Source organism: Pseudomonas sp. MF08831, assembly GCF_059862645.1.
The window spans coordinates 111,453-138,065 of the sequence record NZ_JCBCUX010000008.1 but is presented as its reverse complement, the minus strand read 5'-3'; the positions used below and the strand labels follow the sequence as shown (position 1 = coordinate 138,065).

At 59.0% G+C, this 26,613-nt stretch carries 32 protein-coding genes; 19 read left to right on the top strand and 13 right to left on the bottom strand.

The annotated features are described in order from the left end of the window. Positions 1 to 322: 322 nt before the first annotated feature. On the bottom strand, positions 323 to 1,297 hold the full coding sequence (locus AC19YS_RS18260; protein WP_119742506.1) for a LysR family transcriptional regulator: 975 nt from the start codon (positions 1,295 to 1,297) through the stop codon (positions 323 to 325). A gap of 183 nt (positions 1,298 to 1,480) precedes the next feature. On the opposite strand from AC19YS_RS18260, the gene AC19YS_RS18255 reads away from it, so the two are divergent. From AC19YS_RS18255 to AC19YS_RS18245, 3 genes are read left to right on the top strand one after another with little or no spacing between them, the layout of a single operon-like run. Next, positions 1,481 to 1,903, top strand: coding sequence for a RidA family protein (locus AC19YS_RS18255; RefSeq protein WP_124418079.1), 423 nt, complete (start codon positions 1,481 to 1,483; stop codon positions 1,901 to 1,903). Beyond that, on the top strand, positions 1,900 to 2,877 hold the full coding sequence (locus tag AC19YS_RS18250; RefSeq protein WP_500602333.1) for an NAD(P)H-quinone oxidoreductase: 978 nt from the start codon (positions 1,900 to 1,902) through the stop codon (positions 2,875 to 2,877). The genes AC19YS_RS18255 and AC19YS_RS18250 overlap by 4 nt, the downstream gene beginning before the upstream one ends. Before the next feature lie 14 nt (positions 2,878 to 2,891). Continuing rightward, entirely contained in the window at positions 2,892 to 3,335 is a 444-nt protein-coding gene (locus AC19YS_RS18245; protein ID WP_500602332.1) for a type II 3-dehydroquinate dehydratase, read from the top strand. A gap of 65 nt (positions 3,336 to 3,400) precedes the next feature. On the opposite strand, the gene AC19YS_RS18240 is transcribed toward AC19YS_RS18245, so the two are convergent. After that, positions 3,401 to 3,598 (bottom strand): hypothetical protein, encoded by a 198-nt coding sequence (locus tag AC19YS_RS18240; RefSeq protein WP_500602331.1) that lies wholly within the window; start codon positions 3,596 to 3,598, stop codon positions 3,401 to 3,403. 193 nt (positions 3,599 to 3,791) lie between these two features. Here AC19YS_RS18240 and AC19YS_RS18235 point away from each other — a divergent pair, with 193 nt between their 5' ends. Together AC19YS_RS18235 and AC19YS_RS18230 are read left to right on the top strand one after the other, a co-directional pair. Further along, positions 3,792 to 5,042, top strand: a complete 1,251-nt coding sequence (locus AC19YS_RS18235; RefSeq protein ID WP_124418082.1) for a flavin-containing monooxygenase — start codon at positions 3,792 to 3,794, stop codon at positions 5,040 to 5,042. A gap of 322 nt (positions 5,043 to 5,364) precedes the next feature. Beyond that, complete coding sequence (locus AC19YS_RS18230) at positions 5,365 to 5,694, top strand: DUF6124 family protein (RefSeq protein WP_500602330.1); 330 nt, start codon at positions 5,365 to 5,367, stop codon at positions 5,692 to 5,694. A 185-nt stretch (positions 5,695 to 5,879) separates the two neighbouring features. Here AC19YS_RS18230 and AC19YS_RS18225 read toward each other — a convergent pair whose 3' ends face one another. Next, a complete protein-coding gene (locus tag AC19YS_RS18225; RefSeq protein WP_472526397.1) occupies positions 5,880 to 6,404 on the bottom strand; it encodes a GNAT family N-acetyltransferase in 525 nt (174 codons plus the stop codon). A 289-nt stretch (positions 6,405 to 6,693) separates the two neighbouring features. Between AC19YS_RS18225 and AC19YS_RS18220 the strand changes: the two genes are divergently transcribed. After that, entirely contained in the window at positions 6,694 to 7,158 is a 465-nt protein-coding gene (locus AC19YS_RS18220) for a hypothetical protein (protein WP_200624974.1), read from the top strand. Between the two features lie 199 nt (positions 7,159 to 7,357). Here AC19YS_RS18220 and AC19YS_RS18215 read toward each other — a convergent pair whose 3' ends face one another. Beyond that, a complete protein-coding gene (locus AC19YS_RS18215) occupies positions 7,358 to 7,858 on the bottom strand; it encodes a GNAT family N-acetyltransferase (RefSeq protein WP_500602329.1) in 501 nt (166 codons plus the stop codon). A gap of 90 nt (positions 7,859 to 7,948) precedes the next feature. Then, positions 7,949 to 8,455 carry a peptide-methionine (S)-S-oxide reductase MsrA gene (gene msrA, locus AC19YS_RS18210; RefSeq protein ID WP_119742485.1) on the bottom strand — a complete coding sequence of 169 codons (507 nt, stop codon included), beginning with the start codon at positions 8,453 to 8,455 and terminating at the stop codon, positions 7,949 to 7,951. A gap of 318 nt (positions 8,456 to 8,773) precedes the next feature. On the opposite strand from msrA, the gene selD reads away from it, so the two are divergent. The 4 genes from selD to AC19YS_RS18190 all read left to right on the top strand — a co-directional run bounded on the left by selD (position 8,774) and on the right by AC19YS_RS18190 (position 12,778). Next, entirely contained in the window at positions 8,774 to 9,823 is a 1,050-nt protein-coding gene (gene selD, locus AC19YS_RS18205) for a selenide, water dikinase SelD (RefSeq protein ID WP_500602328.1), read from the top strand. 10 nt (positions 9,824 to 9,833) lie between these two features. After that, a complete protein-coding gene (locus tag AC19YS_RS18200) occupies positions 9,834 to 10,595 on the top strand; it encodes a sulfite exporter TauE/SafE family protein (protein ID WP_234452677.1) in 762 nt (253 codons plus the stop codon). A 72-nt stretch (positions 10,596 to 10,667) separates the two neighbouring features. Continuing rightward, positions 10,668 to 11,864 carry a cysteine desulfurase family protein gene (locus tag AC19YS_RS18195; protein ID WP_200624978.1) on the top strand — a complete coding sequence of 399 codons (1,197 nt, stop codon included), beginning with the start codon at positions 10,668 to 10,670 and terminating at the stop codon, positions 11,862 to 11,864. Beyond that, positions 11,861 to 12,778: a DHH family phosphoesterase gene (locus tag AC19YS_RS18190; RefSeq protein WP_500602327.1), complete on the top strand. Its 918-nt coding sequence runs from the start codon at positions 11,861 to 11,863 to the stop codon at positions 12,776 to 12,778. Before AC19YS_RS18195 ends, AC19YS_RS18190 begins: the two co-directional genes overlap by 4 nt. Positions 12,779 to 12,852: 74 nt before the next feature. Here AC19YS_RS18190 and AC19YS_RS18185 read toward each other — a convergent pair whose 3' ends face one another. Next, complete coding sequence (locus AC19YS_RS18185; protein ID WP_234427157.1) at positions 12,853 to 13,494, bottom strand: hypothetical protein; 642 nt, start codon at positions 13,492 to 13,494, stop codon at positions 12,853 to 12,855. Between the two features lie 231 nt (positions 13,495 to 13,725). On the opposite strand from AC19YS_RS18185, the gene AC19YS_RS18180 reads away from it, so the two are divergent. The 7 genes from AC19YS_RS18180 (at position 13,726) to AC19YS_RS18150 (ending at position 18,960) form a co-directional block, all read left to right on the top strand. Continuing rightward, on the top strand, positions 13,726 to 14,016 hold the full coding sequence (locus AC19YS_RS18180; protein ID WP_491724476.1) for a transposase: 291 nt from the start codon (positions 13,726 to 13,728) through the stop codon (positions 14,014 to 14,016). Between the two features lie 83 nt (positions 14,017 to 14,099). Continuing rightward, positions 14,100 to 14,318, top strand: coding sequence for a hypothetical protein (locus tag AC19YS_RS18175; protein WP_119742475.1), 219 nt, complete (start codon positions 14,100 to 14,102; stop codon positions 14,316 to 14,318). A 177-nt stretch (positions 14,319 to 14,495) separates the two neighbouring features. After that, complete coding sequence (locus tag AC19YS_RS18170; protein ID WP_500602326.1) at positions 14,496 to 15,395, top strand: alpha/beta fold hydrolase; 900 nt, start codon at positions 14,496 to 14,498, stop codon at positions 15,393 to 15,395. Positions 15,396 to 15,750: 355 nt separating this feature from the next. Continuing rightward, positions 15,751 to 16,551, top strand: a complete 801-nt coding sequence (sseB, locus tag AC19YS_RS18165; RefSeq protein WP_124418090.1) for an enhanced serine sensitivity protein SseB — start codon at positions 15,751 to 15,753, stop codon at positions 16,549 to 16,551. A 14-nt stretch (positions 16,552 to 16,565) separates the two neighbouring features. Further along, positions 16,566 to 17,156 carry a hypothetical protein gene (locus tag AC19YS_RS18160; protein WP_256680550.1) on the top strand — a complete coding sequence of 197 codons (591 nt, stop codon included), beginning with the start codon at positions 16,566 to 16,568 and terminating at the stop codon, positions 17,154 to 17,156. Positions 17,157 to 17,393: 237 nt separating this feature from the next. Continuing rightward, positions 17,394 to 17,801 carry a hypothetical protein gene (locus AC19YS_RS18155; RefSeq protein ID WP_179609216.1) on the top strand — a complete coding sequence of 136 codons (408 nt, stop codon included), beginning with the start codon at positions 17,394 to 17,396 and terminating at the stop codon, positions 17,799 to 17,801. A 97-nt stretch (positions 17,802 to 17,898) separates the two neighbouring features. Next, the gene (locus tag AC19YS_RS18150) at positions 17,899 to 18,960 is read left to right on the top strand and encodes an alpha/beta hydrolase family protein (protein WP_500602325.1); all 1,062 of its coding nucleotides are present in this window, start codon (positions 17,899 to 17,901) and stop codon (positions 18,958 to 18,960) included. Here AC19YS_RS18150 and AC19YS_RS18145 read toward each other — a convergent pair. The 4 genes from AC19YS_RS18145 to AC19YS_RS18130 form a co-directional block, all read right to left on the bottom strand. Then, positions 18,939 to 20,162 carry an amidohydrolase family protein gene (locus AC19YS_RS18145; RefSeq protein WP_200624983.1) on the bottom strand — a complete coding sequence of 408 codons (1,224 nt, stop codon included), beginning with the start codon at positions 20,160 to 20,162 and terminating at the stop codon, positions 18,939 to 18,941. The two genes, AC19YS_RS18150 and AC19YS_RS18145, sit on opposite strands and share 22 nt — an antisense overlap. A gap of 70 nt (positions 20,163 to 20,232) precedes the next feature. Beyond that, on the bottom strand, positions 20,233 to 20,472 hold the full coding sequence (locus tag AC19YS_RS18140; RefSeq protein WP_106576594.1) for a DUF2790 domain-containing protein: 240 nt from the start codon (positions 20,470 to 20,472) through the stop codon (positions 20,233 to 20,235). 77 nt (positions 20,473 to 20,549) lie between these two features. Continuing rightward, positions 20,550 to 21,020 (bottom strand): cyanase, encoded by a 471-nt coding sequence (gene cynS / locus AC19YS_RS18135; RefSeq protein WP_119742460.1) that lies wholly within the window; start codon positions 21,018 to 21,020, stop codon positions 20,550 to 20,552. Between the two features lie 121 nt (positions 21,021 to 21,141). Then, on the bottom strand, positions 21,142 to 21,765 hold the full coding sequence (locus AC19YS_RS18130; protein ID WP_200624984.1) for a carbonic anhydrase: 624 nt from the start codon (positions 21,763 to 21,765) through the stop codon (positions 21,142 to 21,144). Between the two features lie 111 nt (positions 21,766 to 21,876). Here AC19YS_RS18130 and cynR point away from each other — a divergent pair, with 111 nt between their 5' ends. Then, entirely contained in the window at positions 21,877 to 22,761 is an 885-nt protein-coding gene (gene cynR / locus AC19YS_RS18125) for a transcriptional regulator CynR (RefSeq protein ID WP_200625029.1), read from the top strand. 14 nt (positions 22,762 to 22,775) lie between these two features. Here the strand turns inward: cynR and AC19YS_RS18120 are convergent, their stop codons facing one another. Beyond that, positions 22,776 to 22,964, bottom strand: coding sequence for a DUF1737 domain-containing protein (locus AC19YS_RS18120; RefSeq protein ID WP_106576590.1), 189 nt, complete (start codon positions 22,962 to 22,964; stop codon positions 22,776 to 22,778). A 277-nt stretch (positions 22,965 to 23,241) separates the two neighbouring features. On the opposite strand from AC19YS_RS18120, the gene AC19YS_RS18115 reads away from it, so the two are divergent. Then, a complete protein-coding gene (locus AC19YS_RS18115) occupies positions 23,242 to 24,630 on the top strand; it encodes an aminotransferase-like domain-containing protein (protein WP_500602324.1) in 1,389 nt (462 codons plus the stop codon). On the opposite strand, the gene panB is transcribed toward AC19YS_RS18115, so the two are convergent. Together panB and AC19YS_RS18105 are read right to left on the bottom strand one after the other, a co-directional pair. Continuing rightward, complete coding sequence (gene panB, locus AC19YS_RS18110) at positions 24,618 to 25,433, bottom strand: 3-methyl-2-oxobutanoate hydroxymethyltransferase (protein WP_106576588.1); 816 nt, start codon at positions 25,431 to 25,433, stop codon at positions 24,618 to 24,620. The genes AC19YS_RS18115 and panB overlap by 13 nt on opposite strands. A gap of 164 nt (positions 25,434 to 25,597) precedes the next feature. Continuing rightward, a complete protein-coding gene (locus AC19YS_RS18105) occupies positions 25,598 to 26,554 on the bottom strand; it encodes a glycoside hydrolase family 6 protein (RefSeq protein WP_500602323.1) in 957 nt (318 codons plus the stop codon). Positions 26,555 to 26,613: the final 59 nt, after the last annotated feature.

Below are 26,613 nucleotides of genomic sequence, written 5' to 3'. Positions count from 1 at the left end.
TTGCTGAAAAGAAATTGATCTGCATCGATGGGATGAGAGTCGTGGGGACGGGGGTTCAGGGTCAATTCGTAAAACCCGGCCCACTGGGTAGGCAGAACCTATGCAGTGATAACCGGCCAGGGGAAACCATGAAGATCAAATGTGAGAGCGGGCTGGCTCGCGAAGGCGGTGTGTCAGTCAACTCATGTTTAGCTGACATACCGCATTCGCGAGCCAGCCCGCTCCCACATGGGTTCTTTGGTGTTTCCGGGATTGTTGGCTCCGGCCAAAAGGGTGCACCGCCGAGCAAGTGGCGCAGCCCGCGCCACCTTTTGGTGCAATCTCAGCTCACACCACTCAAGACCCGCACCGCATGCGGGTCAAAAAAGCTCGGCGGGGCCATGCCGGGGATGTACTGGTCGGACACAAACATGCGGCAGCGCTCGGCGAACGCCGACACCACACGCGACAGCTGAGTGTTGCTCGCCGTGGCGTAGCCCAGCCGCATCGGCCGGTGCGAGCCCGCCAGGCGCAGGCGAATCACGCGTTTGCCATCCTGGGACACATTGGATTTGGGCCGCGCATTCGCGAAGGAATAGCCAATGCCATTGCCGACCATCGCGCGCACCGTTTCGAGGTTGGTGGAGCGCATGATGATGTTGGGCGTGGTGCCCGCCTGCATGAACAGGCTGAGGAAATAGTCGCGGCTCCAGGGCGTGTCGAGCAGCACCACCGGGTAGGCTTCAAGGTCTTGCATGCTCACCGCAGGAGAGCTCGCCAGCGGGTGATACTCGCCGACCATCACATACGGCGGCAGGTGCGCCAGGGCTTGGAAGTCGATATCGGGGCTGGTCACCAGGTCGTAGGTCAGGGCGATATCCAGCTCGCCGCTGCGCAGTTTTTCCAGCAATTCCTCGTGGTTGCCTTCGGCCTGGGTCAGCCGCACGCCGGGGAATGCGCGGCCAAAACCAAACACCAGCTCGGGGGTGATCATCGGCGCCAGCGACTCCAGGCAACCCACTCGCAACGGCCCGCGCACAGAGTTCAACGACTCCGAGGCGATGGTGTAGAGGTTGGTCATCTGCTCCAGAATCAGCTTGGCTTCCTGCATCACCTGGCGCCCCACTGCCGTGAGCGAAATGCCCTGGGCGTGATGGCGGATAAACAGCTGGATGCCCAGCTCGGCTTCCATATGGGTGATGGCGGCCGAGATCGACGGCGACGACACATGAATGCGTTCAGCCGCAGCACTGATGCTGCCCGCCTCTCCCGACGCCACGAAATACTCCAGTTGACGCTGAGTAATACGACTGAGCATTACGCCTGCCCCTCAACAATGACTGTACGCGAGGTGTTGCAGGGTTCGTGCCGGGTCAGGCGCGAGCCGATGACCTGCACGGGCTTCGGTTTTTCCTAAGCACTACCGCGCGCAAATGCTGGTTTCGCGAGGTCGGGGGCGATGTGAAGCTTGTTGTATCCCGCTTCCGATGAGTTGCCCGCCATGCCCACCCACACCCGCATCCGCATGTTCAACACCAAACAGACCTACCCCAACCAGGCGCTGGACAACGACTTGTGCCAGGCCGTGCGCGCCGGCAACACCCTCTATGTGCGCGGCCAGATCGGCACCGATTTCGACGGCAACCTGGTCGGCCTCGGCGACCCACGCGCCCAGGCCGAACAAGCGATGAAAAACGTCAAGCAACTGCTTGAGGAAGCGGGCTCTGACCTGTCGCACATCGTGAAAACCACCACGTACCTGACCGACCCGCGTTACCGCGAGCCGGTGTATCAGGAGGTGGGCAAGTGGCTCAAAGGCGTGTTCCCGATCTCCACCGGGCTGGTGATTTCCGGCCTGGGCCAGCCGGAATGGCTGATGGAAATCGACGTGATCGCCGTTGTGCCGGATGACTGGACCGTATGAAGGCGGTGATTGCCCGTGAGCCGGGCGGGCCTGAGGTGCTGCACTGCGTGGAGCGCCCGGTGCCGACACCCGAGGCGGGCGAGGTGTTGATTCGCGTGGCCGCCGCAGGCGTCAATCGCCCGGACCTGATGCAACGCAGCGGCGCACCGATTGCGCCTGGCGTCACCGACGTACTCGGCCTGGAAGCGGCGGGCATTGTGGTCGCCACAGGCCCTGGCGTAGACGAGTTTGCCCCTGGCGACCGCGTGATGGCGTTGCTCAACGGCGGCTACGCCGAGTACTGCGTGGCCCAGGCCGCGCACTGCTTGCCGGTGCCGGCGGGGTTATCACTTCAGGATGCCGCAGGCGTGCCGGAAGCGGCGTTCACCGTGTGGCACAACCTGTTTGAACTAGGCCGCCTGCGCAGCGGCGACAGCGTGCTGATCCACGGCGCCGCCAGTGGCGTCGGCAGTTTTGCCGTGCAGTGCGCGCACGCCGCCGGGGCGCGGGTAATCGCCACCGCCGGCGGCGCGCAGAAAGTCGCGATGCTGCACGCCCTTGGCGTGTGGCGCGCGGTGGATAGACACACGGAAGATTTTGTCGAGATGGTGAACGACTGCACCGAAGGGCGCGGCGTGGACGTGGTGCTGGATAACGTCGGCGGCCCTTATGTCGCGCGCAACCTCGCGGCGATGGCGATGGGTGGGCGGCATGTAAGTTTGTCCTTTCTGCAAGGCGCAAAAATCGAACTGGATTTACAGGTCTTGATGCGCAAAAACCTCAGCCTCACCTCCTCCACCTTGCGCCCCAAAAGTCACGCCGAAAAAGCCCGTTTGGCGGTGTGTATTCGCTCGCGTTTTTTACCTTGGCTCGCCTCGGGCCTGGTGCGTCCGCAAATCCACACGCAGTTGCCCCTGCTTCAAGCCGCCGAGGCCCATCGGCTGCTGGAGGCCAACGCTAACGTCGGCAAAGTCGTGCTGACCGTCGCGCAATAACTGGAGCGCAAGCCATGTCCCACCGCGTGTTTTTCCTCAATGGCCCTAACGCCAACCTTTACGGCCTGGACAAAAACGGCACCTATGGCAGCGAAAGTTTCGCCAGTATCGAAGCACGCTGCCAACGCCACGCCGCTGAGCTGGGCCTGAGCCTGGACTTTCGCCAGAGCAACCACGAAGGCGTGTTGGTGGACTGGATTCAAGAGGCGCGGTCGAACGCCGACGCCATCGTGATCAACGCCGCCGGGCTCACCTACAGCTCGGTACCGATCCTCGACGCGCTGCTGGCCTTCGACGGCCCGATCATAGAAGCGCACATGAGAAACATCTGGAAGCGTGAGAGCTTTCGGCATCACTCCTACGTGTCCAAGGCGGCTACCGGCGTGATCGCAGGGCTGGGGGCCCTGGGTTATGAGCTGGCGCTTACGGCGGTGGCCACGTTGTTGAAAACCCAATGAGCCGCCTCACCGCAGATCAACGGTGGGAGCTGTCGGGCTTTAGCGAGGCGGCGAAGGGATACTGTTCATATTGATGAACCAGCGCGGGCGGCGTATTTCTCGAAAAGATCATTGAAAAAAATAGCGCTTACGATGATCGGGTAGTCCGAACACACTTCTTTATCTACCAGTGGACGCACCGTCAGCTCGTCCCCTACAGACTCGTCCATGGGAAAGAACCAGGCACCAAAATGACGAAAGTCATCCAGGGTCAGCTCATACACTTGCTTATCTAGAGTGCATCAGTGATGCATCGATAATGACGCGGCTGACGACTGCCCCATGGGGTTTGGATTTTCCTAACCTCTGCCTTCAAAAAGCATAATTTCGCTCCTTCCACTGCGTGATCACACTGAGGCTGTCGATGCTTGCGCGTCGCCCAAACCGACCGAGGTCGTTCACTTTTAGGAAACGCACATGTCAGTGGAAACAATCAACACCCTGGTAGTGGGCGCAGGCCAGGCCGGCGTCGCCATGAGCGAGCACCTTTCCCTGATGGGTGTGCCGCACCTCGTGCTGGAGCGCAGCCGCATCGCCGAACGCTGGCGCTCGGAGCGCTGGGACTCGCTGGTCGCCAACGGCCCGGCCTGGCATGACCGCTTTCCCGGGCTGAAATTCGAGGGCATTTCCCCCGAAGCCTTCCCGCCGAAAGAGCGCATGGCCGACTACTTCGAAGCCTACGTCGAGAAGTTACAGGCCCCCGTGCGCACCGGCGTGGAAGTCCAACGCGTGGAACGCCACGTGGGTCGCCCCGGCTTCAAAGTCACCACCTCCGCGGGCATCATCGAAGCCGCGAATGTAGTGGCCGCCACCGGCCCGTTCCAACGCCCATCGATCCCCACCATCGTCCCGGCCACCGCGCCCGTGCACCAACTGCACTCCTCCACCTACAAGAACCCCGCGCAATTGCCCGAAGGCGCCGTGCTGGTGGTGGGCGCCGGCGCGTCCGGCTCGCAAATCGCCGAAGAACTGCAAAAGGCCGGCAAAACCGTGTACCTCTCGGTGGGCGAACACTACCGCCCGCCCCGCGCCTACCGCGGCCGCGACTACTGCTGGTGGCTCGGCGCGCTGGGCCTGTGGGACGAAGTCAAAATTCAGCCGAAGAAAAAGCACGTGGCTTTTGCCGTCAGCGGCTATGAAGGCGGCAAGACCGTGGACTTCCGCCGCCTGGCGCACCAGGGCATCCACCTGGTCGGCGTCACCCGCGAGTGGAACGAGGGCGTCATGACTTTCGAACCGGGCCTGGCCGACAACGTGGCCGAAGGTGACCGTGCCTACTTTGATGTACTGCGCGACGCCGACGCTTACATCGAGGCCAACGGGTTGCCGTTCCCCCTGGAGCCCGACGCCTGGAAATTGCTGCCCGACCCGGAATGCCTGGTTAACCCGACCCTCAGCCTGGACCTGGCCGAGGCCGGCGTAACCACTGTCCTTTGGGCGACTGGTTTTAAATTCGATTTCAGCTGGTTGAAAGTCGATGCGTTTGACGAAAAAGGCGAGCCATTTCACAAGCGCGGCATCTCGGCGCAAAGCGGGATTTACTTCCTGGGCCTGCCGAATCTGGTGAACCGCGCGTCGTCGTTTATCTACGGGGTTTGGCACGACGCGAAGTACGTGGCCGACCATATTGTTTTGCAGAATGAGTACATGTCCTACACCAAGCCCTGAAACAGCAAAGTCCGAGGCGACGGCGCCTTGCTCCGTTGCCTACGCTTGCGTCAGAATCCGCCGGCTTGTGTGCTTGGGTGGGCGTCTCTAAGGTTGCTCGGTCGCTGAATGCTCAGTGATCGGGTTTAGTAGCCCGAGCGATAACATAAAGTGCATGAGCCTCATCTGTCAGATGTTCTTGTCTGTGCTTGATGGTGGCTGTGTGCAGGGCGCCCTCGGGCGCGCCGGCTTTGTGTGTTTCCCCGGTCTACTAACCTGCGCACAGCTGCCACCCCATCGTTTAGTAGCGAAGAGGTGTTGGCCCTAATCAGGTACAACACACATGTTCAAAGTCACACCCAACCCTCCGAACGAGCCGGACCTGAAGCTGAACCAGGCGGCGCATCGCGCGATTGATCGCTATCTCAGCCCGGAAGCTGACTCACCATCGCCGCCGGGCCTGTTCAGCGTTGCCGCCGACGCCAGCAACGAAGCCCTGATCACCAACAGCTATGAAACTTTTTCCTCGGTAACCGCCTTGCTGCTTGACCTGTCGGAGGACCTGACCGGGAAACAGCGCGACGTGGCGCTGGCGATTCACCAGCTGAGTGAGCTGGGGGTTTTGTTGATGGACAGGCTGATGGAGCGGGAGGCTGCTGTAGTGGGTCGCTGAGCTTTCAACTGCATGACCCGAATAAACAACCGGGTTTACTCGCGAACACGTCGGGCCGGCAAACATGAGGTCGACTGACCCACCGCTTTCGCGGGCAAGCCCGCTCCCACAGGGGGATCGGCGCTTCACTGATTGGTAGTGGGGAACAGGCCACCTTTAAAGGCGTGGCCTGGCGCCTGCTCTCTCTAACTCAACCGAATACACGGCAACCGATACCTCACCTCGACCAGCTGCACACCGCCCCTCTCAAGCGTGCGCTCACTGCCCGCCTCCTCAACACAGCCTACCCGGCGATAAAAGCGGATAGCTCGTTCATTACGGGCCAACACCCACAGCGTTAACTGTTCAAACCCCTGTTCAGCCAAATACTGTAAGCCCGCGTTCCACAACGCCAGCCCGACACCCGTGTGCCAGTGCTCGGCGACAACGTAGATGGCCATCACTTCACCTACGTTCTGCGCAGCAGCATCCTCATCACGGCTGGCGCCGACGGACACCCAGCCGACTACCTGCTTGCTCACCTGCGCCACCCAGACTTTTGATTCGCCCGATTCAATCGAGGCCATCCAAAATGACTCGCGCCTGGCCAATGTCGAGCTCAACGCACCCAAGTAGTCGGCGGGCATCAGCTCGCGATAGGCGTCCTGCCAACTGCTGATGTGCACCTGGGCAATCGCCCTGGCGTCTGCGGGTGAGGCGTGACGAATCATCGAAGCGTTCCTTGTTCGGATATCAAGTGGTCAGGGTAAGCCGGCCTCAATTACGATTTTGTGATGTTGTTAAATTTTCTATGGTCTGAGGTGTCAGGCACCTTATGAGTGCGGGGAAATAAAGGGACAACGTCATCGCCTGCATCTTCGACGGCTACTGGCGTAGCGATTCAGCCATTCGGGCCGATACTGAGGTTGGACCGCAAGTGAATGGCTATTCACTGATGTCTTCCATCCCCGGACTATTTAGGTCACCTCACGTATTTGCACGGCATACGGGGTCGCGAACATGGACATCAGCTGCCTCACGTTCCAACAAATGCTTCGCCCTGGAAGCGACTTAAAAGGTTGCACGGTGGCCGAGCGTTGTTCAATTGATTTTCTGATTAATCAGCGTTCGTTGCTCGATACGCTCGTCACCGCGGGCGGTGACCACGCAGACTATATGAGCTGTTTCGTCAAAGGCTTCTGCGAGGCAAACAGCCGGTCCAGCGCTCGCCTGCTGTTGCGCGAACCCGCCGGAACGGAAAGTGGACGTGTCCTCCTGTACGCGTGCCCCGAGTGCGGCGACATCAGTTGTGGCGGCTATTCAGTGCATGTCAGTCAAACCGATAACCGCTTTACGTGGCACGCCTTTGCTTACGAGAACGGGTATGAAGAGCCAGTCATCATCGATGGCGTTGGCCCCTATACCTTCGAGAAGCAGGCCTATGAAGCAACCCTGAACAAGGCAGAATGGCTGATGAAGGAGTAGTCGTGTAGCGCGCTTTTCTATTTAAAGCGGACTGACTCTGGTGGGCCACTCAGCACTTGAACATGGAGATCCGCCCAGGGCGATCGGTTGATTCAGCATGAGTGCCGCACAAATCACCGCGATCAGTCTGGTTTATGACTATCTGCGCAAACGGAAGAAGGTGTAAAGACGGCGATTCGCGAGAAGCAATGCATAGGGCTCACATCATTTCACCCGACGGGCCAGTTACGCCGCACGTCGTAAGGTGCTGACGGACATAATAATTGTCGAACTCACTGCTTTCGACGAATTGGAAACCATGGCGGGTATAAAACCGGTTCGAGGCGCTTTCTTTGAGCGCACCTACTTTGATCGGCAGTGCAGCCGCATCCGCTTCTTTGAAAACCTGAGCAAGCACCGCAGCACCTACCCCTGCCCCTTGCGCACTCGGCCTCACGTACAGGTGGTCGAGCACGAGTTGATCGGGATGGTGCTTGACCACGACAAAGCCGACCCGGTCCCCAGCGACCTCAATGTAGCGGGTGCTGTGGGCTTCGAAGCCGCTGACGAACCGCTCACGCGCCCGCACCGGATCAAATCGCCCGACACGCTCCAGACTGTCGCGCATCGCCTCGATTCGAATGGCAACCAAATCGTCCACGTCGCCGGGTTGAGCGAGGACTAACTTCACTGGGGTGGTTTGATAGCGTGTGATGGGCATGACGTTGCACTCTACTTAGGCGCAGGAGTAAGACCACGTCCATAGGTTTCCCGAAGCGTGGTCTACCTTGTTTTTCGAGCGCACTCAGGCTCAGGCGCGCTTGGGCAACTTCCAGTTCGGCCGGATGAAGTGGCAGGTATAGCCATTGGGTATGCGCTCCAGATAATCCTGATGCTCCGGCTCCGCTTCCCAAAACGGCCCTGCGGGCTCTATTTCAGTCACCACACGGCCTGGCCACAACGTGGAGGCATCCACGTCGGCAGCAGTGTCTTCGGCGATGTCGCGTTGCTGTTCGCTCAGGTAGTAAATCGCTGAACGATAGCTGGGCCCAAGGTCATTGCCCTGGCGGTTAGGCGTGCTGGGGTCGTGGATCTGGAAAAAGAACTCGAGAATCTGCCGGTACGTGATCACAGCAGGATCAAACACGATCTCAATCGCTTCAGCATGATTGCCGTGGTTGCGATAGGTGGCGTTCGGCACATCGCCGCCGGTGTAGCCGACTCGCGTGCTGAGGACGCCGGGGTAGCGCCGCAACAGGTCCTGCATGCCCCAGAAGCAGCCGCCGGCGAGGATCGCGGTTTCGGTTTGGTTGGTCATGGTCTGCCCTTGTGCTGAATGAGTACTGGGATAGTTATGGGGCTGTGCTGGGCAATAGCAAGGGTGAACGTCGGGTTGCGCTCGCCTCACTCATAAAACTCCCGGCCAGCAAAATGGCCGCACAGCGCTGCGCAGCCGTGAGGCAATGGTTCATACACCGCAGCGCGCTGACATCCGCATGACTTCAAAATGCCGCCATGGCGTCATATTTCTGCAATGAAACCATGCGATTTTTGTCGGCGGAATAGGACATAACAGCCAGTTTCAGCACGCTAAACCGCTGTTTTTATTATGGAAAATGGATTTTAAGGAAAGTCGATGTCGATGTTTTGTCAGATTATGGATAAATCTGAGAGTGGTGGGTGCGGGTGCAAGATCCCATCCAGCGTGTTAACGAAGATTCTGTCGCAAACTGCAGCGGCCAATACGGTGTCGGATGACAAAGTGGTATTGGGCTTTGAGTCTTCTGACGATTGCGCCGTCTATGACGCAGGTGAAAAATACCTTTTATTCACCACCGACTTTTTCTCCCCGATAGTCAACGACCCTTATGTCTTCGGCCAATTGGCAGCCAGCAATGCTGTGAGCGATATCTTTGCTTCAGGCGGAAGTCCACTGATTGCCAACTCGATCATGGCGTTCGACCCGGAACTGGTGTCGGCCGAGCAAGTAACGCAGATGATCCTGGGCGCCCAGTCGGTGATGAACAAGTTCAACGTCAGCATCGTCGGTGGCCACACGATCAAGAACAGCCAGCCCTTGTACGGCTTCTCGATCATTGGTGAGGTGGAAAAGCAACGCTTGAAGAAAAACAACACGGCCAAGGCCGGTGATTGGCTGGTCATGACGCGTCCGATTGGTGTCGGCATCCTCGCCAATGCCCTGAAGACCGGCGTGATTGAACAAGAGGACATTGCTGCGTCGACGCTTGCCCAGATCACCGGCGACAACGCGTTTGGGCGCACGCTGAGCGAAAGCCCTGAAGTCAGCAGTTTGACTGACATCACCGGGTTCGGCCTGATCGGCCATATCAGTGAGATGGTCGGGATGGGGCAACTGGATGTTGACCTCGATACAAGCGGTCTGGTTTTTTATGACGGTACAGAGTCATTGGCAGTGGCGGTGACGTCGGCCGACAGCGGTATTTTTTCTAACATTAAAAAGTACGCGCAGCACGTGGAGTACCTGGCTGATATTCCCTTGGCTAGAAAGTTTCTGTTGCATGACCCGCAAACGAATGGCGGGTTGCTGTTCACTGTGAGTGCCCAAGGGTTTGAAACGAACCGTCGGACGTGGCAGGCGCTTTGCCCTGATCTGATTGTTATCGGTCGGATGACGCAAGGGACCGGCAAGATCAAGGTCTGCTGAGATGGTAGCCATGACAATCTACCCGGTTATGGTCGGTGTGGGCGTGATGGCGGGTTTCATGTCAGGCCTGTTCGGTATCGGTGGAGGCATCATCGTGACGCCCCTGTTGGTGCTGGTTTACCCGATATTGTCCGGTCAGAAACTGCCAATTGAAGTCGTGACGGGGTTGTCCTCTGCACAGGGCTTCTTTTCGTCCCTCGTGTCGTTCGCGTTGCACCGCATCAAGTTTCAGCCGGATTGGCGAGTGATCAGAAGCTTTGCCGTACCGATGGCTGTCGCCAACTTTTTTGCCTCGCTCCATGCTGATGCCTTCAGCGAAAACTTCATCCTGTTCGTCTTCGGCCTGCTGGGGCTGATGTCGTTGTTGGTCACGTACCTGTTCCGTAAACCGGTGGCCGTGTTGTGCAACCATCAATCGCTGTCGTTGCCACTGATAGGGCTGGTGCTTGGCGTACTGTGCGGGCTGGTTGGACAGGGCGGCGGGTTCATCTACCTGCCTGTACTGATCAGCTTGTTTGGTCTGCAGATAAAGCAGGCCATTTCGACCTCGGCGCTGATCGGTATCATCGGAGCAAGTGGGGCGTTATTCGGCAGAGTGGGCTCAACCATGGATTTTCTCGGCTACACCGGTGAGTTGGTACTGGGGATATTGGTGGGGGGGTTGCTCGGCGCCATGCTTTCTCATCGGCTGGATTCGAGGCATCTGAAGCAGGCGCTGAATGCTTTCGTTTTGCTGTGCTCGCTCCAGCTCATGCTGCGCGTGCTTATTTGACCTGTGAGCCTCTGTTCGCATGTGCGAGCAGCATCCTGAATGACATAAAAAGAAAACCTGGAAGTGTTTGATATGGATATTGCTGTGGATGCAGTTTATGCCGACGTCTGTGGGTCGGCTCCGGTTTCAATGGGTGTCAGCAACATGCTTCAGGCGTTGTTTTCGACCCGCCAATGCGCCAACCCCAATGCCAATCACGCCCTGGGCGTTCAGTTGCTCGAACGCGTCGAACGGGCGCGTGGCAGCATCGCCAGCCTTTTGAACGTGGACGCCGACTGCCTGATTTTCAACAGCGGCTCCAGTGAGGGCTGTGCCCAGGTGTTTCATGGTTTTTTCGAACGCTACAAACATGAGCAACCCTTGGTGTTGTACTCAGCGATCGAACACGCCTGCACCCTGCAGAACATAAACCGCTACAGCCTGGAAGGCCTGCAGGCCATAGCAATCGGGCATCAAATGAACGGTCTGCTCGACACCGAACAATTGGAGCAGTTGCTGCGCGCCCATGCAGGTCGCCCGACGTTGGTTTGCGTTATGGCCGTGCATAACGAAACCGGCGTGATTCAACCGATCGAAGACATCGCCCGACACGTGAAGGCTGGAGGTGGTTGGCTGTTTTCGGACATGACCCAGGCCATCGGCAAAATCCCTGTGGACCTGCACGCATCCGGCGTTGATTTCGCCATTGCGTCAGGACACAAGTTCGGGGCGTTGCCCGGTGCCGGTTTTCTGTACGCCAGAAGCCGCTACGGGTTGTCGCCATTGATTGTTGGCGGCGGCCAGGAAGGTGGGTTGCGCGGTGGTACTCAGAACTATCCGGGCATTCTTTCGATTGAAACCGCGTTGCAAGAGAAACAACACACCTACGGCACCGGCAAAGTCGCGGTACAACAGAGCCGGGAAACGTTTGAACGTACGCTGCAAGCGATGCTGGGCGAAGTGGTCGTGATCGGTCAGCAAGCGCCGCGTGTGCCTTGTGTGAGTTTTGTTGCATTGCCAGGGGTCAATACAAAAAAACTGCAGTGGGCCTTGAACACGCAGTCGATCTACATCACCGGTGGGTCGGCATGCTCGGACAAGCAACGGAGCCTGTCCAACACGGTTATACAACTGGGATATCCCGACCGGATCGCCGGGGCCACGGTGCGCATTTCCATCGCCGAAGCGCAGTGTCAATTGGCGTATGAGCGGATTCTGGCGGGTATCGCCCAAGCGCTGAAGCTGTCTTCGACTGTCCCGGCAGCTCACGCTGTGACCCATGCGTCATGAGGGTAGTGACCTCAGGCTCGGCGTACCTGGACATCGACGCGTATGCCTGTTGCATTGCGTACGCCGAGCTGTTGAATCACCAGGGCGTTGATGCTCGTGCCGTCAGTAGCGCCCCGCTCAATGTCAGCATCTCCAGGACCGTGCTCGGATGGCAATCATCGCTGGACGATTATCGGCCGAGAGCGGGTGATGAGTTCGTGTTGGTGGATGTCTCCGACTACCACCATTTCGACCCGCTGGTGGTGCTTGAACAGGTGGTGGAAGTCATTGACCATCACCCAGGTTTTGAAAACCATTGGGCGCAGAAGCTCGGACCTACGGCCCACATCCTGCCGATCGGCGCAGCGGCAACGCTGATTTTTCTACGCTGGGAAGCGGCAGAGTTGTTGCCGCTGATCAGCGAAAAAAGTGCCGCGTTGCTGGCCACGGCCATCCTGGACAATACCCTGAATTTCACCGGGCAGTTGACCACCCAAGCGGATATCCGGGCGTATGAAGTCCTCGCAGAGCGGGCGAAACTGGAAGCCGACTGGCCCGAGCGGTATTTCTCCGAGTGTCAGGCCACTGTCGAATCAGACCTGATTGGCGCGTTGGCGGTTGATGTGAAGCGGCTGAAAGCCGAGAGCAACCTGCCGCAGGTTTTCGCGCAGCTGGCGGTATGGGATGCCAGTGCGCTCATCCGAACCCATCGTGCAACGATGGGACACTGGCTGGCGGCGCAGGGTGAAGACTGGCTGTTGAACGTCATCAGCATCCGCGAGTGCAAAAGCTACTTTCTGGCTGAGCCCTTGGTCAGCCAACAAAAGTTGAGCCATTTACTGTCGATCGAATGGCAGGCCGCAATGGCGGTGCTGGAGCCCGCGCTGCTACGCAAGGAACTGTTGAAGTTGGGGTTGGCCGCGTCTGCGTTGTGAGTAAACCGCAGCTGGTTTTGTAGCCGCGTTGAAGGGCTGTTTTTGGCCGATTCTGTTGAAAAAGTCGTACTCGCTTAGCCAAGGTGACCGCCTGCATCAATGAATAGCTTGCGGAGTTTTTTTCGAGCCGCCTCTGAAAGACGCGGTGAATAGCGTTGAAACTCTTCTTCGGCTGTGTCGGGCTTGCCGTTCATGGCCAATACAAACGCGTATGCAAGAGGATGTTGTATGTAGTTGTAGAAACCCAGGCCACCAGTCGACAAATGCTGCTTGACCCGCTCGAAAGCATCAGGCAGGTCGGCTATCGAACGAGCCTCGTTCCAAAACGATTCGGCTTTTGGAATTGCAGCCCGGAGGATATTGGGTGCGCGGGTTGCTATGACATCAGGTCCGTAGCTGCATGAGATATCAAACGCTCGATCTCGCACATCGAAAGTCAGATCAGGTCGTGCTGATTTTGACGTCCTGTGCCATTTGATTTCATTGCCGGAAAGATGGGGAACGAAGTCCAGTGACAGAGCCCATGACGGCGCTAGCGCGCCGCCTTTGCACTGCTCAAGGCGAAAGAGTTGGCGAATGGGAGCATTGACGCTACGAAGCCAGGACAGCGGGCCCTGAACTTCGAACCCTAACGGCTGTAAAAGTGATTCTACGGTTGGCGAAACAATTTCGTGGATTTGATCTATTCGCACTATTTCGAACGTTTTTCCCTGCATCGTCGGCCCCATGCCCAAAAGTAATCCCACTTCGACAACTACGCTCGTTGGTTCGACCTCAGATAATGGATGGAGTCTTCTTCATCTACATTCGGGAATCAAGGCACACGAAACCTCTGTCGGCGAACTGCCTTTTACATCAGCAGATGATGAACTGTCCTTTTGCAAAAGTAGCTCTCCTGATTGGTCTAAGGCAAAATCTGCCCGTCGGCCAGCGGGAGAGTACGCAGCATGATGGGACAGTTATCGAGTAAGCAGGATCGGCTGTTTTATTCGTTCAATCTTGAAGAACACATCCCAAAAAATCATCTCCTGCGTAGCATTGATCGGTGTCTCAATCTGAGCGACCTGCGCCACTACCTCGCCGATTTCTATAGCCCGATTGGGCGCCCTTCGATTGATCCTGAACTGATGATCCGCATGCTAGTCGTGGGCTATTGCTATGGCATTCGCTCCGAACGGCGCTTGTGGAGAAAAACAGAAAAACGGGGTCAGACCACAATTACTTTAACTGTGGTCTGACCCTGTTTTTTTGGGGAAGGCCGAGCTGGAAGGGCTGATAGGCAACTAGTATGCTTGAGTCCCTCTAATGATAGGAACCTGACATGGGACATGATCCCTCGTTGCAGATCGAACGCGCCGCTTATGAGGAGTTCGTCTGGCTTTGGAGTCATGGAAGCTTCGAGCATCAGCGACTGGGCCAAGCGTTTTACAACCACTTCAATCTACACAAACTCACCGATCAGGCCGGATTACACGGTCTATATGAGGCCGACGGTGATAAAGCCTCACGCTTGATCTTGAGGCTTTTCCACCTTCACTGAGTGGCAGCTATCGACCCGAAGCGGACGCCATAAATTGCAGGCGGGGATAGTTTTCTGATGTCTTTGGGCGCCGTATAGTGGCAATACTTATTCAGTCAAAGGAGTGGCTATGAACCCGTTAAGCGGCCTACCTGTCGGTGTAAACGTCACTACTCACTGCGCGAAAAGGGCAGTTCAATGCGTGCAAGAATGATTTTTGCCGGGATCGGCACGCTGTTGGCGCTGCTGTCTGCATCGCCAGCCCAGTCTGCGCCCCTGCCGCCAGGCACAGTGAACAAGGGGGGTATCTCGGTGCAGGTACAAGGCTCGGGCACAGATATCATCTTGATCCCAGGATTTGCGTCGTCCTACGAAGTATGGGCAGATTTGGCCTCCAGATTAAGACTCAGCCACCGGCTCCATCTTATACAGGTAGCTGGATTTGCCGGCTCGCCTGCTGTATCCAATCCGGACGGGAGAGTAGTCGCGTCTACGGTCGAGGCGATCGCTGAATACATCCGCAGCCAGCGCATCGAGTCGCCGGTCATCATCGGGCATTCGTTGGGTGGCGAGGTGGCACTCATGCTAGGTGCTCGTCATCCTGATCAAGTGGGACGCCTGATGATTGTCGATGCGATGCCCTTTTACACTTTGCTCTTTGATCCCTCCGCGACCAGTGAAACGGCGGCCCCGCATGCGGCTGCAATGCGTGATGCAATGTTGGCGGCAACGCCTGAGCAGGCGCAAGCCATGCAGCATGCATCCATCGCCCGCCTCGCCAAAACTGAAGCGGTCAGGCCAGGCCTGGTCGCGGCGGGGTTAAACTCGGACCGAAAGACCATGGCCGATGCCATGTATGAATTGATGGTCTCAGACCTCCGGCCTGAGCTTGGGCACATTAAGGTGCCGGTTGAGGTCGTCTACGCCTACGATGCGCTTTTCGGCGTAGAAGCGTCCCACGTCGATGCAATGTTCCGTAACGCCTATGCTTCTACCCCAAACATCAGCTTCAGGCGCATTGACGGCAGTTTTCACTTCATCATGCTCGACCAGCCCGAACTGTTCGCCAGTGCTGTCATCAAGTTCCTGAACCAGTGAACGGCAACGGAGTTGCCAGAGTGGTGAGTCGCCGTAAAACGGTACAGGATTCGTAGCCGTGCTTGCAGGTCACCGACCGTCCGCTTTTGGCCGATTGCTGCCCTCCGTAAAGGGCAGCTTAGGGTCGAGAGCAGCCTATCTCGCAGCGCATAACGCCATAAAAACCGGGTCAGGCCACCCTTTATAACAGTGGTCTGACCCTATTTTCTCGAGGAGCTATCCTTGAAGACCGTCCAGCGTGTCTCTGCGTATGCTTCAAATTTATTAGCCCCCTGTTCTTCCCGTTTTCACAGTGGCGTGAAAAACTGCGCGCACTTTGCCGCTCACCTTTTTGTCTGTTTCGATGGAACTGCTGATGGACATCATGGATACCCAGCAAGAAAACAACCTCGAAAAATCACTCCGGCTGGCGGCGAATGAACCGGCCCATCGTCCAGACTTTTTCAAGACTTTGTTGAATTCCTCCGTCTACGTCCTCGGCACTGCCGGCGTTGGCGAAGGTCAAGTCAACATCGAGTCTGGTAGCAACATCAGCATTGCGCACTGGCAAAAACCTGACGGCTGCGCAGTCATCCCGTTTTTTTCTTCGTTGCAAACACTCCAAAGATCCATAGATAGCAAAGAATCCTACATAGAGATCTCGGCCAGATCGCTGTTTGAAATCACACTAGGCACCCCTCTTTTCCTCAATCCAAAGTCTGCTTACGGCAAAGAGTTTTTCCCGGAGGAAGTGCGCCATCTGCTCTCTGACGGGATCGGCCAGGAGCCCGTGCAGCGCACAGTAGAAAAAGACACCAACGTGCTGCTCGGACAGCCGTCGCACCATCCGTCGAAGATGGTCAACTCGCTCACGCAATTACTCGCCAAACATCGCAACGTAAAGCGTGCATTTCTGGCGTTGATGCATGACGCATCGTCTGATCAGAAGCCTCATCTGATCATTGGTATTGAAGCGGATGGGGATATTGAACGGGTCATGCGCGAAGCCGGTAACGTTGCCGGGGATAGCGCTCCGGATGGCGAACCCGTTGACCTCTACCGCGTTCACGCGGGGGAATCAGGCCTTAGCGATTACTTCCTCACACAAACCGCACCCTTCTATGAACGAAAGTCGGCAGGCTGGCTGCGTTCATTGCTTGGCTTTGGCAAAGCGTGACAAGGATCAACTCCTTGCTAACCGCAGAGCAGGCCTGCGAAATCGTGCTTAGCCTGTTTGACGGCGTCATGAGAGATGGCAAACCTGAGCGTTTTGTCATTCAGTCATGTGAGCTTTCCGCCAACGGTGATTACTGGGTTATTCGCAGTAACAGTGAGGATTACGTCGTCCACGGCATGACGGAGTTCTGCTACGTCGGCGTTAATGCGCACTTGATCAACGTCATGACGGGAGAGCGTGAGACGGTCGTCAGTTGCATGAGTGTCGATGAATATCTGCAAGACAAATACGATCTGGAGGCAGCGTCGGGCAACAAGTATGTACTGACCCCAGCAATTGACCGAGGCGACAAACCGGCTCTGGTCAATTTGCGTCGAAAGCTGCAGTGCACTTACCCGCAAACCCTTGCGTTGCTGACGGGCAAACAACGCTATTGGCTCACAGGTAAACGCAGGCTGCTTGAAGACGCGCAGCGACTGCTTTTCGAACAAGCCATAGCCACCCAAATTGAGTTAGTGCTTGATGCCGGCGAAGCGGTCGCCATCGGTGTCGAAACCTGGCACATAGAAGCGGTATTGAGGGCTGTGCGCGAGAGGTTGTGCTGAATGATTGGCGAACAATGAGCGAGGTGAAAATTCAGCGAATCCCATTCTTTGTCGGTGGAACATGCGTTTCGTGATTTGACCGTATTGGGTCTAAAGCCGGCTATCTCGCAGCGCATACCACCATAAGCCAACAGCCCCCCGTGAAGCCAAAGCACCTCGACCAGATACCAAACGCTTCACACCTATAAAGCTGGTAAAAACACACCAACCAAACCCCATCTTTCTCGGAACCTCGCCATGCCGCGCCTTCTCCCCCTTCTGCTCTTGCTTCTACCCAGCCTGGCCCACGCCCTCCCCGCCCTGAAAGACACCACGCTCTACACCACCACCGCCCACGACTGCGTGGACGTCAACCTGGCCACCTGGCAGCATCCCACCCGCACGTTACTGGAGAAGAACAACTTTCAGCTCGAACGCATCCAGCTGTGCAACGGCGGTCATTACCCGATTTTCCAGGTGCAAGCGCCCTACGACCCACGCGGTCAGACCAAGGATTTTTTCCTGCCGTTGTATGAGCACATGCGTAAGGCCAACGGTAAATGGCCTTACGCATTGGTCGACAGCAGCGACGCGGTGGTGGTGTACGTCAGCTACCCGAAAGACGATGAGATCTCCCTGGATTACGAGGGTTTCGAAGCGCCGTAGAAGCGCGTTTCAATCGTCGCAGGTGAGCCGGCAGGGGATGCATTGCGAGGGCATTTCAGGTAATGATGCGCCACCCAAATCAAGGACGATAAAAACAATGAAAACCGCGCTGCGCGCCCTGTTCCTGCTGTGCCTGTCTACGCCCGCCTTCGCTGCCGAAACCCCGGTGGGCTTCAAGACCGCCACGCTGCCCGATGCCACACACCAGCGCCCGCTGGAACTGGTGGTCTGGTACCCCGCTACCTCCACAGCCCAACCCAAGCTGATCGCCGACAACGCGGTGTTCATCGGCGCTCTCGCCGTGCCCGACGCGCCACCGGCTGCCGGCGAGCATCCGTTGGTGGTGCTGTCCCACGGCTACGGCGGCAATTGGGGTAAACAGGTGTGGCTGGCCAGTGCCTTGGCGCACCAGGGTTATATCGTGGCTGCGGTCAATCACCCCGGCACCACCACCAAAGACCGCAGCCCCCAAGCCGCCGCGCAACTGTGGCTGCGCCCGGCCGACCTGAGCCGCGCTATCGACGCGGTCCTGGCTCAGCCGCAGCAATTTGGCGCGGTCGCGCCTAGCCGGATTGCTGCGGTGGGCCACTCCCTCGGCGGCTGGACCGTGATGGAAATCGCCGGTGCACGCTTCGACCCCGACCTGTTCAGCCGCGACTGCGCCGAACACCCGAAGTTGGGCGGCTGCATCGGCTACCAGCAGATGAACCCCGCCGCCACGCCCGCCGGCAAGGCCCAGTTGGCCGCTGACTTGAGCGACAAACGCATCACCGCAGTTGTGTCACTGGACCTAGGCTTGTCGCGAGGCTTCACCAGCGCCAGCCTGGCCGCACTGCCGGTGCCGGCGCTGGTGATCGCCGGGGGCGTGCCAACCGAGGACATGTCGCCCGAATTGGAGTCCGCCGACATGGTCAAGCGCATGCCAACATCCTCCACGCAGTACGTGGAGATCAGCGACGCCACGCACTTCAGCTTTATGCCGATCTGCAAGCCGGGTGGCATGGCATTGATTGAAGAAAGCTCGCCGGGCGATGGCATGATTTGCCGGGATGGCGAAGGCGCGCGGCCACGGGCGGTGATTCAGCAGCAAGTGGTGGCGCTGATCAGCGGGTTTCTGGCGAGGGCAAGCACGCCGGGTCAAAAAACCACCGAACGCTGACAGGCCGATGTCGCCACGATCTTCCCGCGTTTGAGCACCATCAACCGCGTCGGTAAATCGAGAATCACATCACTGACTGCCCGCGTATCCAACAACACCAGGTCAGCAGCCTTACCCACTGCCAACCCGTAGTGCTTCAAGCCCAGTGCTTTGGCCGGGCTTGTGGTAAGCATCGACAACACCGTGGCCTGGTCGTCCGCCCCGCCCAGGTGGCAGGCAGGAATCGCCAGTTGCGCAATATTGAGCAAGTCGCCGGTGCCAAACGGGGTAAAGGCGTTGCGAATATTGTTGGTGGCCAGGCACACATTCACGCCGCCATCACGCAGGGCCCGCACCGGTGTCAGCGTGCGGCGCACGTTATGACTGTCGCCGCGCGCACCGAGGTGCAGGTCGGTGGCAGGCAGGCACATGACGCTGATGCCAGCCTCGCGGATCAGCGCAATGATCTCGTGCTGTTTGTGCGGGGGCACGGCGCCCAGGCTTGTCAGGTGGCCGACACACACGCGGCCTTGGTAGCCTTCCTGAAGGGTTTTGCGCGCGAGGTACTCAATGGTCATGTGTTCGGCGTGGTCGGCGAAGTCCTGGTGCAAATCGATGTCCTTGCCGTAGCGCTTGGCCAGGGCGAACACAAAGTCGATATGTTCATGCGCCGAGTCATCGTTGTAGGGGATGCCGCCCACCACATCGGCGCCTTTTTCCATGGCCTCGACCATCATTTCCTGCATGCCGGGCAGCTTCAGGATGCCTTCCTGAGGAAAGGCGACCACCTGAATATCGATGACGTCGCGAAATTTCTCCCGCAGTTCCAGCACCGCATCAAACCCGGTGAAGCCTTGTACCGGGTCGAACTCGGCGTGGGCACGCACATGAGTAGTGCCGGCTTGCACCAGCGCACGTAAGACCTGGGTGGAGCGCTCCAGAATGTCGTCGCGGGTCAAGCTGGGTTTGAGTTCGGCGGTCACCGCAATCGCCTCTTTCAACGTGCCGGAGCGATTGGCCTTGCGGTGCATGACATGGGCTTTTTCCAGGTGCAGGTGGCCTTCGACAAAACCGGGTATCAGCACGTTGCCGTGACCCTGAATTTCCTGCTGGGCATGCGCTGAAATGCGCGGCGCAATTTCAATGATTTTGCCGTCGTGCACCGCCACGTCCATCAGCGGTTGTGCGTCGTCGACGCGTACGTTGCGAAAGATTAAATCCATGGGTATGGCCCTCAAGTTGCTGCCCTCAGGCGCACCGGGCGCAGCGGTAAAAACACAAACAATGGGTGGCTTAACCGTTGGAACAGCCGTTACCCATCACGTGGTATTCAAGAATGTGCTGCTGGCCCTTCGAGTCTTCATAGGTCATGCGCACAGGCACCACAGCGCAGACGTCTGCAATGTCGCTGATGGAAATGACGTGGGCGATGTCCAGGTGCTGGGCATAGCTGTATTGCTCAACCGGAAGTAGCTGGTCGGCCATCGCCGCGCTGCAAAAAACCCCAACCACCAGTGCAAGTAACGCTTTCATGCTCAGATAACCTCTTCGACATCGTGAGGAGAGTGGAGCCCGGCGACCAGGCGCCGCCGGGCCCTTTGCGGACGTGATCAGAACGGTTTGGTCGGCAGGTATTTGCCATCCAGGGTGATCACCGCGCGCGAGCCGCCGTCCGGGTCTTCAACCTTCTTGACGTCGAGCTTGAAGTTGATCGCGCTGATAATGCCGTCGCCAAACTTCTCGTGAACCAGTGCCTTGAGCGTGGTGCCGTAGACCTGAATCATTTCGTAGAAACGGTAGATGGTCGGGTCGGTCGGGATGCCGTTGCCGATGCTGCCGCGCACGGGGATGGTTTGCAGCAGCAGCACAGCGTCCGCGTCGAGGCCCAGGGTGTCGGCAACGGTTTGGGCGGCGTCGGCCGGCAGCGGGTGTTGGCCGAGCAACGCAGCGGTGACGAAGGCTTCGTGCAGGCCAGTGCCCTCGGCGATCTGGGCGAACGACAGGTCTTTGCGGGCCTTGGCCAGCAGGATGACGTCGGTCAGGGCAAGGCGAGTGTTCTGGCTGATGTGTGACTGGATCATGGGGTTATCTCCGTGAGTAAAAACAATGGGTAAAACGGTTGATGGGGAAAGCGCCAACTATCAACTGTGGGAGCTGGCTTGTCGGATCGCCGCACCGCTGCGATGCAGACACCTCGGTGCATCAGGCAGGGTAATCGGCCAGCGGCACGAAGGTGCCGGTGCGGCTATCGAAGGCCTGGATACAGCCGCTTTCGATGTCGTAGACCCAGCCATGCAGGGTCACGCGCTTCTCTTCGAGTGCCAGCCGTACCGAGGGGTGCGTCTGGATATTGGCCAATTGCGCGATCACATTTTCGCGGACCATGGAGGCGACTTTGGCGGACTGATCGACATGCTGGCGAGCCTCGTTGACCACCCGGCCGGAGTCGGCGTAGCGCAGCCAGCTGGCCACGGCGGGCATGTGGTCCAGGCATTTGCAGGTGGCGATGGCGGTCATGGCGCCGCAGTCGGAATGCCCGCAGATCACGATGTCGCGAACCTGCAAGGCCGCAACGGCGTACTCCACTGACGCCGACACGCCGCCCGGCTCCGGGCCGTAGGACGGCACGATATTGCCGGCGTTGCGGATGACGAACAGGTCGCCCGGCTCACGCTGCGTGACCAGCTCGGGCACCAGACGGCTGTCGGAGCAGGAGATGAACAGCGCCCGTGGGCTCTGCTGGTTGGCCAGGTCTTTGAACAAGCCGGCGCGCTCAGGGAAGGCACTGCGCTGGAATTTCAGGAAACCGTCGATGATGTCTTGCATGGGTAACTCCTTTGAATCGCGATGCGATGGAGCAAAGGTTACGGAGCCCGTGCAATAAGGTAAAAGTCTCATATATGATCCGGCACATTAGATAATCTTATGAGTACAAATATGCTGGCACGCCATATCCACTACTTCCTGGCCGTTGCAGAACACCAAGGCTTTACCAAAGCGGCGGCGGCCCTGCATGTCTCGCAGCCTGCACTGTCCCAGCAAGTGCGGCAGTTGGAGGAGAGCCTCGGTGCCCAGTTGTTTGATCGATCCGGTCGCCAGACGCGCCTGACCGATGCCGGTGAGGTGTACCTGCGCTATGCGCTGCGGGCGGCGCAGGAGCTGCAGCAAGGCAAGCGCGCGATTCATGACGTGGGCGATCTGAGCCGGGGCACGCTGCGGATTGCCGTCACGCCGACGTTCACCACCTACCTGGTGGGGCCGCTGGTGGAGGCCTTTCACGGCCGCTATCCAAACATCTCGCTGAACGTGCGTGAGGTTGCCCAGGAACAGATGGAAAACCTCCTGCTGGCGGACGAACTGGACGTGGGGATTGCGTTTGATGAGGTGCATGCGCCCGACATTGACGCCACTCCCCTGCTGGTCGAAACCCTTGCACTGGTAGTCGGCAAGCAGCACCCGCGGGCTGAGGAGCGGGTTATTGGGCTGGAGGCGCTGGACGGTGAATCACTGATTTTGCTGGGCAAGGAATTCGCCACCCGCGAGCAGATTGACCGCTATTGCAGCACGCACGGCATTCGCCCACGCGTGGTGATGGAGGCCAATGTGATTGGCGCGCTGATTGAGGTGGTGCGCCGGACTACGCTGTCGACGCTGCTGCCCGCCGCGATTGCGCGGGCGCATCCAGAGTTGGTGGCCATTGAGCTGGGCCCGCAGCGGTTACAGCGCACCGCCGTGTTGATGCAGCGCAAAGGGGGTTATCAGCCTGCGGCGGCGCGGGCGTTTTTGGCGCTGGCCAAGGACGTCGCCGAGGGGCTGACCTGACAAGGCAAACGGGCCTACTTACCAGGCCCCCAAACAATGGCCTGAGCCACCACAACGTACTCGCCGTTGAAGGTGGCCGCTGGCGAGCCATATAACTGATAACCCAGCGCAAGGGCTTCAGAGACGCGGTGACAAAACGCGGCGTCATCCTTGCCCGTCAGTAGCCGGTAAACAGGTAATCCATCGGGCGGCGAGGTTTGCATGGTGTGGTTTTCCTGGTCGACATGAAAGTATCAGGCCCCAACGCATCGTACGGCCCGTGAACGAATCGACAGCAGCATCCATGATTTCCTGCTTCGGCTCAAATCTGCCAATCCGATAAGCACAGCGGCACGCGCGCTCGTCAGGAATGTTAAGGGTGCACGGCTTGATCATGGAGGGCTGCCGTTGAGTTCCGTATCACATCGCCTTGAGTAATACTCGCCCGGCCCCAACCCCGATGTATTCCCCGTGTAACCTGGTCGAGTAGCGCGAATAGTCATGGATAGAACTAAACACAGCGCGTTCGCCTATCAGGCGGTGTACCGCTACCTGGTCGAGTTGATCGACGCCGGCCCGCCAGACGGCGAACGCAAATTGCCGTCTCTGCGCCAACTGGCCGAGCGCCTGGGTGTGTCAGTGTCGACCACCAAGTACGCCTACGCGCTGCTTGAAGATCAAGGGCGGATCTACGCCAAAGCCAAGTTCGGCTACTTCACCCGATCGCTAACGGCGCCGTTATTGACTGAAGGCACATCAAGCCTGCTCGACCAGGTGTTTGCCACGGCCCGCCAGCCCGGGATGCTGGCGCTGAGCAGCGATGCTCCGGCGATGCTGCTGTCGCTGGAACACCCGCTGCTGATGCTCGAACGCGAACTCACCCGCCAACACCCGCGCTCGCTGGCGCCGCTGTACCTGCCGTTCGGCGAGCCCGAGTTGCGCACCGCATTGGCCGAGCGCTACACCCAATCTGCCGAGCGTTACTGGCAGGCCGACCATGTGTTTATCGGCTCGGACTTGCACGCGGTGTTGGACGCAGCGCTCAACGCGCTGGACCTCGCCGGCACGGTGGCGTTGGTGGAGTCGCCGTGTTCGTGGGCGATCCTGCGTCAGCTGCAGGCAGCGAAGATCCGGGTGATCGAATTGCACCTGAATGCGCACGGGCGGTTCGACCTGGCCGCGCTGGAAGGAGTACTGAAGCGGGCGCCGATTCGATTGGCGGTGCTGTCGTCGACGGTGAATATCCCCCAGGGTGGCGTGATGCCCGCGCAGGATAAACAGCAGATTTGCCGCTGGCTGGCAGAGCGGGATATCTGGCTGTTCGAAAACGACACCTACGGCGAGTTGTATTTCGAGCCGCCACCTGCGCGCTATCGCGACTTTGCCGACCCGCAGAAGCTGTTGGTGTTTTCGACCTTCGACAAAGTCATCGGCGCGGAAGCGCCTTATGGGTACGTACTGAGTCGCGGGCATGGCTCGCAGTTGCAGCGAGAGTTTCTCAAGCGCGGGTTCCGCCTGTCGCCTATCCGTCAGAAGGCGATCGCCAAACTGTTCACGTCCAAGCGTATCGACCCACATTTGAAAGCGCTCCGGGCACTGTTGCTCAAGCGCATGACCCAACTCGACGCGCTGCTGAGCGAACACGATCAGTGGCAGGTACACCGCCCCCACGGAGGCGCGAGTTTCTGGCTTGAGGCTTCGCCCGCCGTCGACATGCGCAAGGTATTCGAGCGTCTGCGGGCCGAGCGCATCGTCATTGCGCCCGGCGAGCTGTTCAGTCAGCAAGGCGCCTGGCGCCATCACCTACGCCTGAGCTACACCCTCGACTGGGGCAAGGATATCGCCCAGGCCGTAAACCTGCTGGCCCAGGCGATGCGTCAAAGCCCGTAGCAATGCCGCGCCTCGGGGAAACGCCCGTGGCGTACGTCATCGGCAAAGCGCTCGCAGGCATCGCGAATCACCGCGCCGACATCGGCGTACTGTTTGACGAAACGTGGCAGGTGCTCACCGCTCAGGCCCAGCACGTCTTCGGTGACCAACACCTGGCCATCGCAGGCGGGCGAGGCGCCGATGCCGATCGTCGGCATTTTCGCGTCCTGGGTGATCTGCCGGGCCACACCTTCGGCCACGCCTTCCAGCAGCAGGCTGAAAGCGCCCGCCTCCAGGTTGGCACGCGCATCTTCAGCGATCACCGCAGCGGTTTGAATCGTGAGACCCTGCGCCTTGAAGCCGCCCATCACATTCACAAACTGCGGCATCAGCCCCACATGGGCCATCACCGGAATGCCGCGCGCCACCAGAAACTCAACCGTGCTGGCCAAGGCCTGGTTGGCTTCCAGCTTGACGGCGTCGCACCCGGTGCGCGCCAACACCTGGGCGCAATTGCGAAACGCCTGCTCGTGGGATTCCTGGTAGCTGCCAAACGGCATGTCGGCGATGACACAGGCCAGGCGCGTGCTATCGACCACTGCGCGAGTGTGGCCGATGATTTCTTCGAGCTGCATGCTCAAGGTTGAAGGCCGGCCATAGCCGACCATGGCCGTGGAATCGCCCACCAGAATGAAGTCGACCAACGGGTCGATCAGCGTGGCGATGGCGCTGGAATACGCCGTCAGGGAGACGATTTTCTGCTGGCCTTTCATCGCGACCAGTTGCGGGACGGTGATGCGTTGGGTGCGGGTATGCGTGCTCATCAAATGCCTTCCGTTTGCGCTGAATACCCGGCCTGATTATTGGCAAAACAGCCGGTGATTCAATGCACAGATCGGCGCTGAAAAGCGACCCAGATGCCAAGACGTTCCGTTGTGGCGAGGGCCGTTGCGCGTTCGCCAACAGCACCGGGGTCACGCAGAGGGGTTTATTTGCCCTCGATCAACCGCAGCGCCAACGGCGCGCTGAACGTGCCGGCCGCCGGCCCACCATGGCAGTCGGCGATGGGCGAAGAGGCGCCGTCCGAGTTGCCCGGCAGCTTGATCCACAGCGCCAGCAGGTTGGGCGTGACGGCGTGCGGCAGCATGCCCAGCTTGCGTGCAGGCGGGTTGCACCAGTCGCCAGGGACGGCGCCGTTGCCGTTGCGGCTGGTGTCGACGACCACGGCCTTTGTGTAAGTGTGATTGGCAAAGAGCCTGGCGTTGATCCGGTCGGCGTAGTCACGGGATTGATCGAGCGTGTAGAAATTGGAGACGTTCAGCGCAAAACCGTGTGCGTTTTTTATCCCGGCCGCATGCAGGGTATCGGCCATCTGCGCGGCGGGCTTCCAGCGCGCGTTACCGGCGTCCAGGTACACGTCGGCCTGGGGCGCGCGTTGCTTGAAAGCTGCGACTGTGTAGTTGAACAGCGCCAGGCGCTCGTCTCGCTGAGACGGGCTGAGGCACTGCATGTCCGGCAAGGCATCGGGCTCCAGGATGATGATCGCCGGTTTGCGGCCAACGCCGTTGATCAGGTGGTCGATCCAGGCGCGATACGCTGTCGCATCGGCCGCGCCGCCTGCAGAGGCGCCGCCGCTGCAGTCACGGTGCGGCAGGTTGTAGGCGACCAGAATCGGTGTGGCGCGGGCCGTGGCGGCGGCGGATACGTAGCGCTCCACACGCGCCTCAAGCTGATCGCTGCCCTGGCTGCTGCCGGTCAGCCACAGGGCACTCGGCACCTGGGCAATGGCCACACGGATGGTTGCCGCATCGGCCGCCTGCGGGTTGTGTTTTACCCACTGGGCAGCGGTCGATTCAGGATTGACGTAGAAGGCGTCGCCGGCATGCGCAGCCGGTAGCACCGCTAACACCACCAGACTGGCAACCCCAACGATGAACCTGAGCATAGGTTGACTCCACAAGGCCGAGGCCTGACGCACTGCCTCAAGCTGATATCATGCGAACA